Consider the following 12,974-nt stretch of genomic DNA (forward strand, 5'->3'; position numbering starts at 1 on the left):
CACGCGGGACAGCGAGTCGCCGTCCGCTTACGCGTAGTATGCGAACACTCTTTTGCGTTCGTTGCCGATCTTGGTGGTGCTGTTGTGGCCCGGCAGGACCACCGTCTCGTCCGGCAGCACGGCCAGGCGCTTGAGCGAGCGGCGCATGGCGTTCATGTCGCCGCCCTGGAAGTCCACGCGGCCGATGGAGCCGCAGAACAGCGTGTCGCCCGAGATGAGCACCGGCGCGCCCTCGGGGTTCGTGCCGAAGCGCGGGTCGATGAACAGGCAGATGCCGCCCTCCGTGTGACCCGGCGTGAGGATGACCTTCCACGGCATGTCGCCGATCTTGAGGATGTCGCCGTCGTTCACCACGTGGTCCACCGGGCACGGCGTGAAGCGCATGTCGTCGCGCGGCAGCTTCTTCTCGCCCGAGATGATGGGCGCGTCGATGGCCGAGGCGATGACCGTGGCGCCGGTCTTGTCGCGCAGCTCCTTGGCGGCGCCCACGTGGTCGGAATGGCGATGAGTCAGGACGATGGCGTCCACCGAGCCGCCCGCCGCCTTGAGTATCTCGTCGGCCTTGCACGACGGATCCACCACGATGGTGGCCTTGCCGTCGTTGATGATGTACACGTTGTTCTCAAGCATGCCGAGCACGAGGTACTCGACGGGCACGCACGTGCCCTTCACTTTGGAAGTCATGAGTCGCTCCTAGTCTTTTTCTTGCCGCCGCCGGCCTTGGGCACCATGCGGCGCGCGTCGAACACTCCTTCGATGCTGCGCAGTTTGCTCAGCACGATATCGATATGGTTGATGTCGGACACCTGGAACAAAAACCGCATCTCCACCATACCGTCGCGATGCGACGTGGTGGAGCTGGACAGCACGTTCGCGCCCTGCTCCGACAGGATGACGGCCACGTCGCGCAGCAGGTTCATGCGGTCGAGCGCGTCGAGGAACACCTCCACCTTGAACGACGTGTTCTTCGGAAGATCGTTCTCCCAGGCCACGTCGATGATGCGCTCGGGAGTTTGCTTGAGGTCCTGCGCGTTCGGGCAATCGGCGCGGTGCACCGACACGCCGCGGCCGCGCGTCACGAAGCCGAGGATCTCGTCGCCCGGCACGGGGTTGCAGCAGCGCGACAGGCGCACGAGCACGTCGTCGACGCCCTTCACCACCACGCCGTTCGACGTGTGCGCCTCGTGCTTCTTCGGCGCCTTCACGCTGGTCAGCATCGGGGGCAGCTTGCCGGTGGACATGTCGCCGGCCACGTAGTCCATGGCGGTCTCGGCTTCCTTGCCCTTGTCCACGAGTATCTTCAGCAGGCGGTTCGCCACATGCTGGGCGCTTTCCTTGCCGGTGCCGATGTGCACGAGCATGTCGTCGGCGTCGTTGTAGCCCATATGGTCGGCCACCGACTTGAGCGCGCGCATCGACTGGGCGCTGGATATGCCCAGGCCGTGCTTGCGCATCTCGCGCGACAACCGGTCGCGGCCGTATTGCAGATCGTCCGAGCGGCTGACCTTGCTGAAGTACGAGCGGATCTTGCTGCGCGCGCTCGGCGTTTTCACGATGCCCAGCCAATCGCGCGAGGGGCTGGCGCTCTTCTGCGTGAGCACCTCCACGCGGTCGCCCAGCTGCAGCTCGTAGGTCAGCGGCACGATGGCGCCGTTCACCTTCGCGCCCACGCAGTGGTTGCCCACCTCGGTATGGATGGCGTAGGCGAAGTCCACGGGCGTCGAGCCCGAACGCAAGCTCATGACCTCGCCCTTCGGCGTGAACACGAACACCTCCGTGGGCGCGAGGTCCACCTTGAGGTCCTTGAGGAACTCGCGCGAGTCCTGCGACTCGTCCTGCCAGTCCACCATCTGGCGCAGCCAGGCCAGCTGCTGGTCGAGCGCGTCGCCGCTCTTGCCGCCCTTCTCCTTGTAGCGCCAGTGCGCCGCCACGCCGTACTCGCTTTGGCGGTGCATGTCCTCGGTGCGGATCTGCACCTCGAGCGGGCGGCCGGCCGGCCCGATGACCGTGGTGTGCAAGCTCTGGTACATGTTGAACTTCGGCATGGCGATGTAGTCTTTGAAGCGGCCGGGCATCGGGTGCCACAGCGTGTGCACCGCGCCGAGGGCCGAGTAGCAGTCCTTCACCGACTTCACGATGACCCGCACGGCGATGAGGTCGTAGATCTCGGAGAAGCCCTTGCCCTTCTTCGTCATCTTCTGGTAGATGGAGTAGAGGTGCTTCGGACGGCCCATGATCTGCGCTTGGATGTTCACCTTGTCCATCTCGTCGTGCAGGATGGAGATGATCTGGTCGAGATAGCCCTCGCGCTCGGAGCGGCTCTCCGTCACCATGCGGCTGACCTGCTTGAACTTGTTGGGCTCGAGGTAGTAGAACGACAGGTCCTCAAGCTCCCACTTGATGTTGTTGATGCCGAGGCGGTGCGCGATGGGCGCGTAGATCTCCAGCGTCTCGCGCGCTTTGAAGATGCGGCGGTCCTCGCGCAGCGCGCCGAGCGTGCGCATGTTGTGCAGGCGGTCGGCCAGCTTGATGACGATGACGCGGATGTCCTTGCTCATGGCCACGAACATCTTGCGGATGGTGGCGGCCTGCTCGTCGGTGAGGCTCTCCACCTCGATGCGCGTGATCTTCGTCACGCCCTCTACCAGCTGCGCCACCTGCGCGTTGAACTCCTCTTCCACCTGGTCGCGCGTCACGCTCGTGTCCTCCACGGTGTCGTGCAAGAGCGCGGCGCACAGCGTTTCCACGTCCATGCGCAAATCGGCCAGGATGATGGCGACTTCCACGGGGTGCGCCACGAACGGCTCGCCGCTTTTACGGCACTGCCCCTCGTGCGCTTCGCTCGCAAAGCGGAACGCCTTCGCCAGCATGGCCTCGTCGTCCTCGGAGAGGTACACCGAGGTCAGGCGTTGCAGCTCGGCGAAGCGCTCTTCGGGCGTGCGCGGCTCCTGCGCGTCCTTCTTAGCCTCGGGCGCGAACGATTTCTCGGCCACATGGGGCCGGCCGAGCAGGTTGTCTTCCACGGTCTGCTTGTTCGACGTCGCCTCGGGTGCGCCGCCCAGCAGCTCCTCATGGTTGTTCTTGCCCATTGCTCCTCCCTTCAAGCGTGCGCGCTAGCGCGCGTCGCCCGCCGCGTCACCCGGCAAAATGGGGCGCGACACGCGTATATGGAGGGTAGCAGAATCGCTCTTCATCGCCCAGTCCCGGAATGCGTGGAACACCTCGCGCTCCCCCAAACCTTCACGGTACCGTACGCTGTCCGTCAACTCCACCTTGTCCTGCGTCTCCACCACGTGGATGGAGCGCGCCATGCCGCCCTCGCCGAACGCCGTGTGCGTCTCGATGAGGCCGAGCTCGCGGAACACGGCCACGCCGCAGGCCGCCGACGCGGGGCTGACGGGGAACGCGTCGGTGGTGGCCGCCTTCGCGAGGTCCGCGTTGCTCATGGCGAAGAACGCCTCGGAGCTCTCGCGCTGCAGGCTGCGCAGGCGGCGGTACACCTGCGCCAGGCAATCGTGGTCGGGGGTCATGTCGCGCAGGATGCGCTCGTTTAAGGAGCAGTCGCCGCGGTTGAACAGCAGGTGGATGCCCGCAGGCTTGCCGTCGCGGCCCGCGCGGCCGCTCATCTGGTTGAACTCGATCTCGTTGAACGGCAGGTGGTACAGCACCACGTGACGGATGTTGGGGATGTCCACGCCCTCGCCGAAGGCGGACGTGGCCACGAGCACCGACAGCGCGTCGGTGCGGAACAGCTCTTCGATGCGCTTGCGCTCGGCGCGCGCGAGGCCGGCGTTGTAGAAGCCGATGAGGGGCGCCAGCTGCGGCACCCGCTTGCGCAGGGCGCGCGCCACGGCCACGGACTGCTCGCGCGAGTTCACGTAGATGACCGTCTTGTCGCCCGACGCGATGAGATTCGCCAGGTAGTCGTCGCGGTTCTTGAGGTTGCGCTGGTCGTCCACCTCGAGGTTGGGGCGCGACGCCGGATCGTACACGCACGCGTCCACCGGCAGCTCGCGCTTGATGGCGGCGGCCACGTCGTCGTCGGCGGTGGCCGTGAGGGCGAGCACCGTAGGGGCTTCGCCGCCAGGTCCGGCCAGCTTCGCGATGGCGGAACCGATGGTGGCGTAGGCCACGCGCTGTCCCGCCTTCGCCAGCCCGATATGGTGCGCCTCGTCCACCACGACGAACCGCACGCGGCCCGTGGCGACGAACTCGTCGGCGTGCCACGCGAGGAACTCGGGCGTGGTCAGCGCGATGTCGTACGTGCCGTCGGCCAAGCCGGCGAAACCCTGGCGGCGTTCGTCGGGCGTGCTCTCGCCCGTGAGCGTGATCACGCCGATGCCGAACGAGTCGAGCGCTTCGCGCAGGTGGAAGGCCTGGTCGGCGATCAGGGCGCGCAGCGGGTACACGAACAGGCTGGCCTCGTGGTTCGCCAGCGCGCGCGTGGCGGCGTGCACCTGGAACGTGAGGGACTTGCCGCGGCCCGTGGCCATGATGCCCAGCGTGGATCGGCCGGCGCGCAGGTGGTCGAGGATGGCGCGCTGCGCGTCGTGCAGCGGCCTGTCGCCGATGATGGCGCGCACGATCTCCTGCTCGAGCGCGGCGGGATCCTCCTGGGCCTTGCGTTCCCAACAGGCGCGGTTCGCGGCGCGGGCTGCCTCGTAGGCCTCCACGTCCTCGGGACGGTGCGGCGCGTTCGCGCACAGCTCCGCGTCGCTCGTGGCGTACAGGTCGGCCACGAAGCTGAGGTTCTCGGGGTTGAGGCACGCCTCCAGCGCGCCGCACGTGCGCGCGGGCGCGAGCGATTGCAGCATGGCCTTCACCGACTTGCGGCCGCGCCATTCGTCGATCTGCACCTCGAACGCCGCGTTCACCACGCTGTCGGTGCGCATGAGCGATTCGATGTCGGTGCAATGGAACATGATGCCCGACACGGTGGCGCGCCCGTCCGACAGCGTGCACGAGAAGTGGTTCTTCTCGGCGCCCACGGCGCGGCAGTTCGCCAGCATCACGTCGCGCGCGAGGTACACGGGCACGGGATGCTCCTGGCCGAACGGGGCCAGCTTGTCCAGCTGCGCCACGTTGTCCAGCGTGAGCTCGTCGAGGCTGACGCAGGCGTCGATCTTGACGAGCGGATGGAACGCGCCCTCGGGAAGCGCATCCATGTAGGCGCACAGGCGCTGCTCGAATTCGGGCAGCTTGTCGGCCGGCAGCGTGACGCCCACGGCTGCCTCATGGCCGCCGAAGCGCGTGAGCAGGTCCGACGCGCCTTCCACGGCCTTGAAGAGGTTCACCTGGCCCACGCTGCGGCCGCTGCCGCGCGCTTCGTCGCCGTCGATGGTGAACAGCAGGCTGGGCACGCCGTACGTGTTGACCAGGCGGCTTGCCACGATGCCCTTCACGCCCTCGTGCCAGCTCTCGCCCGACACCACGAGCGCGCGCTGGCCGTGGTAGATCTCGGCCGCCTGGGCCTTCGCGATCTCGGACAGCTCGGCCTCGATGGCGCGGCGCTGGTCGTTCACCGATTCCAGCTTGGCGGCCAGGCGGTTCGCCTCCTCGAAGTCATCGGTCATGAGCAGATCGAGCGCCAGCTGCGCGTCGCCCATGCGGCCGGCGGCGTTGAGGCGCGGAATGACCGAGAAGCTGAGGTTCGTGGCGCTGATGGGCTTGTCGGCAGCGCCGCTGGTGGCCAGCAACGCGGCGATGCAGGGGCGCGGCGCGTCGTTCATGCGCGCGATGCCGTCGGCCACGAGGGCGCGGTTCTCGTCGCGCATGGGCATGAGGTCGGCCACCGTGCCCAGCGTGGCGAAGTCGGTGAAGTCGCGCCACAGGTGCGGCTGCCCCAAACGGCCGCCCAGCGCCTGCACGAGCTTGAGGGCGACGCCCACGCCCGCCAGGATGGAGCTCGGGCACGCCGGGTCGCACTTCGGATCGGCCACGGGCACGCCCTCGGGCACGAGATCGACCGGCTCGTGGTGATCGGTGATGGCCAGGCCGAGGCCCGCCTCCACCACGGCCGCTGCCTCCACCTTGCAGGCGATGCCGCAGTCCACCGTGACGATGAAGTCCGGGCCGAACGAGCACGCGCGCGTGATGGCGGCCTCGGACAGCGCGTAGCCTTCGTCGAAGCGCAGCGGGATGAAGGGCGTAGCCTGCGCGCCGAAAGCGCGCAAACCGCGGGTGAGCACGGTGGTGGCCGAGATGCCGTCGAGGTCGAAGTCGCCGAACACGAGGATGTGGTCGCCGCGTTTGATGGCGGCTTCCAGCGCGTCGGCGACGTCGGACAGTCCCGGAATGATGTAGGGGTCCAGCCAGTCGCGCTCGAGCGACGGCTCGAGGAAGCGATGGACGGCTGCGGGCTGGTCGATGCCGCGCGCGACGAGCGTCGCGGCGATGAAGCGGGGCAGACCGAGTTCGCGTTCGAGGCGCACCACGGACGCGGGGTCGGCCGCTCTGATGTTGAACTGGGCAGACATGGCGCTCATACCTAACATGCGTGAATTCGAATAGTTCACGTTCCATTGTCCCACAATCGAGGTGCGGTGTCACCGGCAAAGGCGCGGGCGGCACACGCGACATGCACGAGAGATGCACCGAAAGTTTATTCGCCGAAAAGGCGTCAAATGAGAAAACAAGATTATGCCAAATGAGAAAACAAATTGAAGCCAAATGAGAAAATTCCTATACTCTCTTTAGCGTGAAGCGACGAAAGGATCGAAAGACGTGAAAACCTACCTACCCAGAATCGCCGACGGCATGCTCGCTGATCGTCTCAAGCGCAAGGGAGCTGTGCAGATCAAGGGTGCAAAATGGTGCGGAAAGACCGAAACGGCCAAGCAACAGGCGAAAAGCGTGCTGTATCTGCAAGACCCTGACGTCTACGAGCAGAACATGAGAGCGGCGCTCGTGAAACCCTCGCTCCTTCTTCGAGGCGATGAGCCACGCCTGATCGACGAATGGCAAATCGCTCCCCAGATATGGGATGCCGTGCGATTCGCCGTCGACCAAGATCCCGAGCCAGGACGATTCATACTCACCGGCTCCGCGGTTCCGGGCGAGCGTCCGCTGCACTCCGGCACCGGCCGATTCGCCTTTCTCACCATGCGACCCATGAGCCTGTTCGAATCGCAAGAGTCGAGCGGCGAGGTGTCGCTCGCCTGCCTATTCGACCCATCGACGCCGATCGAAGGCGTTTCGAGCCAAACCATCGAAGACATCGCCTTTCTCGCGTCCAGAGGCGGTTGGCCGGCATCGGTGCTCATCCCCAACAGGCACGCGGCACTCGCTACGGCGCGGGACTATGTAGAAACCATCTGCGAGGAGGATATTTCCCGCGTAGACGGCGTTTCCCGCAATCCCGACAAAGCACGCGCGCTGCTACGATCCTACGCACGAAACATCGCGACACAGGCGAGTGACGCAACCTTGCGCGAAGACATGAGCCCGGCGGGGGAAACGCTCTCGCAGCCCTCGCTGAGCAGGTATCTCGACGCATTGACTGATATTTTCGTCATCGAGGAGCTGAGCGCATGGAATCCGCAGCTTCGCTCGAAAACCGCCGTGCGCACCTCCCCTACTCGATGCTTCGTCGATCCATCTATCGGCGTCGCTGCGCTCGGAGCAAGCCCCGATCACCTGCTGCAGGATTTGCGCACCTTCGGGTTGCTCTTCGAGACGCTTTGTATCAGGGATTTACGCGTATACGCCGATGCGCTTGGAGGGCGCGTGTTTCACTATCGCGACAAAAGCGGGCTCGAAGCGGATGCCGTCATCGTGTTGGACGATGGGCGATGGGGGCTCGTCGAAGTCAAGCTCGGAGACGCCTACGTCGACGAGGGGTCGAAGAACCTCCTTCTGCTTGCCGACAAAATCGACCAGCAAGCTATGGGGAGCCCCGCATTCCTCGCAGTCATCACCGCAGAAGGTTATGCCTACACACGCGATGATGGAGTGCACGTCGTTCCCATCGGATGCCTGAAGCCATAGCCTTCAATCAGATAATCCCTTCCCATCAGGAAAAACGATCGGTTCATACCTTTCGTGCTACAGCGGGGAACCCTTTCGTGCGATAGCCTGCGGCCCGGCAAGCGCATAGTGCATCCCGTTGGCAGCGATTGAGACGATCGCGCCGCAACCGAACAAGGCTAAGGGAACGGGAAAGGGAGAACGACATGACGAACGCAACCACACAGCACGCACAGCACAACGGCCTCTCGAGGAGGAACTTCCTGAAAGGCGCCGGCATCGGCGCGGCGGGCCTGCTGGGCGCCACGGCGCTGAGCGCGTGCGCCGGCAACGCTTCAGCGAAGACGGGCGACGGCTCTTGGGATAAGGAGACCGACGTCGTGGTGGTTGGCTCGGGCGCCGCGGGCGTATCCGCGGCCATGGAGGCGCTCGAGGCGGGCGCGCAGATCATCATGATCGAGAAGAGCAAGATGACCGGCGGCATCACCAGCGTGTGCGAGCAGTACTGCGCCTACGACTCCAAGCTGCACCTTCCGCAGAACTTCGACGACGTGGAGGATAGCGCCGAGATCATGCTGGAGGACGCGATGCGCGTGTCGTACGGCACCGCCGACGAGGCGCTCGCGAAGGTGTACTGCGACAACTCGGCCGACAGCCTCGACTGGATGATCGACCACGGCTGCGAGTTCAAGGACACCCTGCGCGTGTCCGACGGCCGCCACGGCCAGGGCAAGTACATCCTGGCCACGCCGGGCGACCTCACCGTGAAGCTCTCGGCGGCCATCCAGGCGGCCGGCGGCGAGATCATGGCCGACACGCCCCTCACCGAGCTCGTGCGCGACGACGAGAGCGGCCGCATCGTCGGCGTCGTCGCCGACGACAAGCGCATCAAGGCGCGCAAAGGCGTGGTCATCTGCACCGGCCCCTGGTCGGACGACGACGTGCTGATTCCCCGTCACCTCAAGGCCGTGCCCGAGACCGTGCAGAAGTGCGCTGAGACGCTGGCCGCCTTCGGCATGCCCTACGGCCCCTACACCGGCGAGGCCATCCGCGCCGCGCAGAAGGTGGGTGCCTCGGTGCGCCACATGGAGTACATCATGTTCGATCCCTACTACTCGGTGCCCGAGGTCATGGAGCAGAAGGTGGCGCCCGCCGGCGTGACGCGCGCGGTGAACCAGGTGCTGCTCACTCCCGAGGGCGTGCGCTTCACCGACGAGGGCCAATCGCGCGGCGACATCGCGCTCGACGTGATCGACCTGCCGGGCAACGTCTACTACCCCGTCATCGACGGCCGTCACGTTCCCGACGTCACGGGCTCGATGAAGTTCACGGCCGACAAGCTCGACGAGTTCGTGGCGGGCGGCTTCATGGCGAAATCCGACACGCTCGAGGGCCTCGCCGCCGAGATGGAGAAGGTGTTCGGCATCCCGCAAGCCGCCTCGCTCGCCACCCTCGAGCGCTACAACGGGTTCTGCGAAACGGGCGTTGACGAGGAATTCGGCAAGGACCCGCACCACATGACGCCCATCGACCAGGCCCCGTTCTACGCCGGCCCCGCCGAAACCTGCCGCGAGATCTACACGCACGGCGGCCTGGAAACCGACGCCGAAGCGCGCGTGGTGGACTTCGACGGCGCCGTGATCCCCGGCTTGTACGCCGCAGGCATGTGCACGGGCGGCCCGCTGGGCAGCATCACCATCTCGGGAAACTGGCAGATGAGCTCCATCGTGTTCGGCCGCATCGCCGGCAAGAACGTCGCCGCCGAAACCGCCTAGCCCGCACGCCGCCCGCGAACTCGCGCACGAGGCTGCGCATTGCGGCTCCTCCCTCCCTCCTGCGAAGGCCGTCGGAATCCCCTCCGGCGGCCTTCGCCATGAAGGAACCCTATCGTCGCTGATGAATGGCGGTTTCCATGCGATCGATGAGGTCGAGCAGCTCCTGGCGCGAATGGACGCCGAGCTTCGCATAGGCGCGGCGCAGATGGGTCTTCACCGTATGCTCCGACAGCATGAGGTAGTCGGCGATGTAGCGCGCGCTGCGGCCCGACGAGAACTCGCCCACCACCTCGAACTCGCGCGCCGACAGGTCGTAGGTGTCGCGCAGCAGCTCGAGCGCTGCGGCGTTGAGCGACTCGATGGACGCGGTTGGCTCGTTCATCTCGTCGGGCGCGTCCACGTAACCGCTCTCCTTGCTCTTCGCGAACAGCCACAGGTAGCTGAGGAACAGCAGCGCCACCGACGCGCCCAAAAGCCAGATGATGGCGGTCAGCGCGATGTCGAAATGCTGAGACGCGAGGAGGCCCACGTCGGTGGCCGCAAGCGCGCGACCGGCGGCGATGGACAGCTGCGATGCGCCCACCGCAAGACCCAGCAGGAAGAGCGACGGCAGCTTGCGCTCGTAGGCCTCGCTCGTGAACGCCATCCAGATGAGGCAGAAGAACGTGATGAGCAGCACCACCATGAGCGGTCCCGACCACGTGGTGTCGGCGGGGTTCGCGCTGCGGAACATGAGCACCGACATGAGCGCCAGGGCCGACACGGGATAGGCCACGTCGATGCTCGCCTTCTTCGGTCGCACGAGCACGAGCCCCAGACACAGCGTGAACGACACGACCACGCCGAGAATGGACGTGACCGCTGTTTGGGCGTAGTGCATCCCGCTCGCGATGTCCATCTGCACGACGAACCCGCACGACGCCGAGAACACGATGGCGCCTGCCACGGCGCGCTTCGTGCGCGCGGCGAGCTCCGCCATCGACGTGGCGGGCGCGTCTTGCGGCATCATCACCTTCGCTACCGATTCATCGGCGCGCATGCACGCGCCCAGCGCCACGAGCGAAACCACGAGGGTCGCGAGGAACACGAGGTCGCGCCCGAGCGGGAACAGGGCCGTGCTCACCGGCACGAGCAACGTGTCCACCACGTAGCCGGCCGCGATCATGGGCAGCGCCCAACTGGGACGGTAGCTGGCGAACACCTGCATCCAACACAGGATGATGAGCGCCCACCCCACGCCGCCGGCAAGGGCCGCCACGAAGGGCACGACGCCGAGCGTCTCGGGGCTGGCGGCCAGCGCCACGCGCGCCACGAGCGCGCAGCAACCGCCCACGAACAGCGGCAATGCGCGGTCGAGGCGCCCGAGGTACGAGAGGATGGCCACGCTCAAGTACGTGATGCCTCCCGCCGCGACGCCCGCGACCGCGTACGGTTCGGGCGAGTACGGCCCCGTGCCCAGGTCGAGCAGCCGCGCGCCCTGCAGAAGCCCGAACCCCACGACGGCAACCGCCACGAGCAGCCGCGTCTTTTTTGCCGCATCCAGTTGCACGCCCGCACGCCCTTTCCCCCGCCTTGGTTTCCTGCACGCAGTATACCGCGCCCCGTGGCGCGGCGGGGCGCGCCAAGAGCGCGTCCTCCCTACATCTGCTCCACCAGCACGAGCAGCTCCTGCTTCTTGTGGATGTCGAGCTTCGCGTAGATGCGCTTCGAATGGGTGCGCATGGTGTTCTCGGATATGAACAGCATCTCGGCGATAGCCGGGCCCGAATAGCCGCGCACGAGCAGCTCCATGACCTCGGCCTCGCGGCTGGACAGGCCGTAGAGCTCGCTCAGGCGCTTGCAGCGCTTCGACACGCGGTCGGCCAGCTGCGGCTCTGCGCCCGCACCGGCCGACGTTGCCTCGTCACGGGAGCGCACCGCCTGCGTCACGGCGATCTCGGCCGACGTCTCCTTTTGCGGCGCCTTCGGCGTGAGCATGAGAAACTCCAGGCGGTTCGTGTGCAGCTTGCCCACCTTGCGCCCCACCAGCGCGATGAGCAGCATCACGTACAGGGCCACGAGCGCCACGAACGACAGCTGCTCCACGCCGAGCCCCGCCGCGCTGCCCGAGGCGTAGCCTACCAGGTAGCCGCACATCTGCATGAAGTAGGTGATGGTGCCGTAGAACGCGAAGATGAGCACCGGGTTGATGCCGCTGTCGCGCGAGATCTGGCCGCAGTGCATCATCATGAGCACGGTCGCCAGCATGAAGCACGCGTACGTCACGCCGCTTCCCACCGTGGTGAACGCGGAACCGGCGAACGGCAGCACGATGAGGCACGTCGCTGCGATGGGGAACAGCACGCGGAACACGCTCATGAGATCCACGTGGATGGTGCGCCGCCGCCACGCCCCGTAGAACACGGCCACCACGGCCAGCAGCGCGAACATCGAGAAGATGTTGATGGTGCTGAGCAGCTCCTGGTGCGTGACCGCAATGAAGCGGATGGCGCCCGAGCAGAACCCGAGCGCGCCCACCGACAGCGCCGGAAGGAAGCTCTCGCGCAGCGCGTTTTTGTACACCACCGCATGCTCGCGCGGGACGTCGTCGAACATGGGCTGCTGCGCATCCGTCGCTCGCGCGGCGATCCACAGGCACAGCCCGGCCAGCGGCACCAGCACCAGCGGTATAAGGTAGGCGGTGAGCGCCGTGGGGATGAAACACAGGAAGAAGTACAGCAGCGCCGAGAAGCCGGTGCCCTTGATGAGCGCGAGGTTGCCCCGCGCGCTGTCGAGCGAGGCGAACACGCGCTGCCAGCTCATAAGGTAGCCCGCCGACCCCACGCCGATGAGCGCTGCCGCGCCCACCACCAGCACGAGCGCGAGCGATTCCAGGTACATGGCCCCCACCAGCATGAGCGGCCCGAATGCGAGCGGCGCCGAGAACGCGAGCACATGCGCCCCGCGCGAGAGGCTGGGCCGGGCCCACGTGAAGGCCATGGCCGCGCAGAACGCCAGCCAGAACGCGGCGATCTGAACCGTGTAGAATACGATGGTGGTGAGCGACGTTTGGCAGAATGCGGGCAAGTAGGGGTAGATGCCGCCCCAGATGGACGTTGCGTTGATGGATAGAAACGTCGCGTAGCCGAAGCTTGGCACGTCCGGTTTCAATGCTGATGGAGCACGCATGTGCGAGAGTCCCCCTCCTTATCACCGTAGGGTCATTCTAGCAGACGCGTCGGACGCCGCCAGCCA

The 12,974-nt window shown here is 66.2% G+C and carries 7 protein-coding genes; 2 read left to right on the forward strand and 5 right to left on the reverse strand.

Annotated elements, in window-relative coordinates; genetic code table 11:
* Positions 1–27: 27 nt before the first annotated feature.
* The 3 genes from C1A15_RS16540 to recJ are packed head-to-tail and all read right to left on the reverse strand — an operon-like array spanning position 28 to position 6,476.
* The gene (locus tag C1A15_RS16540; RefSeq protein ID WP_101723584.1) at positions 28–684 is read right to left on the reverse strand and encodes an MBL fold metallo-hydrolase; all 657 of its coding nucleotides are present in this window, start codon (positions 682–684) and stop codon (positions 28–30) included.
* Positions 681–3,089 carry a RelA/SpoT family protein gene (locus C1A15_RS16545; RefSeq protein ID WP_101723585.1) on the reverse strand — a complete coding sequence of 803 codons (2,409 nt, stop codon included), beginning with the start codon at positions 3,087–3,089 and terminating at the stop codon, positions 681–683. The genes C1A15_RS16540 and C1A15_RS16545 overlap by 4 nt, the downstream gene beginning before the upstream one ends.
* 24 nt (positions 3,090–3,113) lie before the next feature.
* A complete protein-coding gene (gene recJ / locus C1A15_RS16550) occupies positions 3,114–6,476 on the reverse strand; it encodes a single-stranded-DNA-specific exonuclease RecJ (protein WP_101723842.1) in 3,363 nt (1,120 codons plus the stop codon).
* 247 nt (positions 6,477–6,723) lie between these two features.
* Here recJ and C1A15_RS16555 point away from each other — a divergent pair, with 247 nt between their 5' ends.
* Both C1A15_RS16555 and C1A15_RS16560 read left to right on the forward strand, forming a co-directional pair.
* Positions 6,724–7,986: an ATP-binding protein gene (locus C1A15_RS16555; RefSeq protein WP_245865070.1), complete on the forward strand. Its 1,263-nt coding sequence runs from the start codon at positions 6,724–6,726 to the stop codon at positions 7,984–7,986.
* 185 nt (positions 7,987–8,171) lie between these two features.
* On the forward strand, positions 8,172–9,740 hold the full coding sequence (locus tag C1A15_RS16560) for an FAD-dependent oxidoreductase (protein WP_101723586.1): 1,569 nt from the start codon (positions 8,172–8,174) through the stop codon (positions 9,738–9,740).
* A 109-nt stretch (positions 9,741–9,849) separates the two neighbouring features.
* Here C1A15_RS16560 and C1A15_RS16565 read toward each other — a convergent pair whose 3' ends face one another.
* Both C1A15_RS16565 and C1A15_RS16570 read right to left on the reverse strand, forming a co-directional pair.
* Positions 9,850–11,289: a helix-turn-helix transcriptional regulator gene (locus C1A15_RS16565; RefSeq protein ID WP_101723587.1), complete on the reverse strand. Its 1,440-nt coding sequence runs from the start codon at positions 11,287–11,289 to the stop codon at positions 9,850–9,852.
* Positions 11,290–11,378: 89 nt separating this feature from the next.
* Positions 11,379–12,908 (reverse strand): helix-turn-helix transcriptional regulator, encoded by a 1,530-nt coding sequence (locus C1A15_RS16570; protein WP_101723588.1) that lies wholly within the window; start codon positions 12,906–12,908, stop codon positions 11,379–11,381.
* Between the last annotated feature and the right edge of the window lie 66 nt (positions 12,909–12,974).

Origin of the sequence: Eggerthella timonensis (assembly GCF_900184265.1) — a bacterium.
GTDB lineage: Bacteria > Actinomycetota > Coriobacteriia > Coriobacteriales > Eggerthellaceae > Eggerthella > Eggerthella timonensis.

Bases quoted from the DNA above. Each gene is read 5' to 3' on its own strand.
- C1A15_RS16570 (WP_101723588.1), bottom strand. From the start codon at position 12,908: ATGCGTGCTCCATCAGCATTGAAACCGGACGTGCCAAGCTTCGGCTAC.
- recJ (WP_101723842.1), bottom strand. From the start codon at position 6,476: ATGTCTGCCCAGTTCAACATCAGAGCGGCCGACCCCGCGTCCGTGGTG.
- C1A15_RS16545 (WP_101723585.1), bottom strand. From the start codon at position 3,089: ATGGGCAAGAACAACCATGAGGAGCTGCTGGGCGGCGCACCCGAGGCG.
- C1A15_RS16560 (WP_101723586.1), top strand. From the start codon at position 8,172: ATGACGAACGCAACCACACAGCACGCACAGCACAACGGCCTCTCGAGG.
- C1A15_RS16540 (WP_101723584.1), bottom strand. From the start codon at position 684: ATGACTTCCAAAGTGAAGGGCACGTGCGTGCCCGTCGAGTACCTCGTG.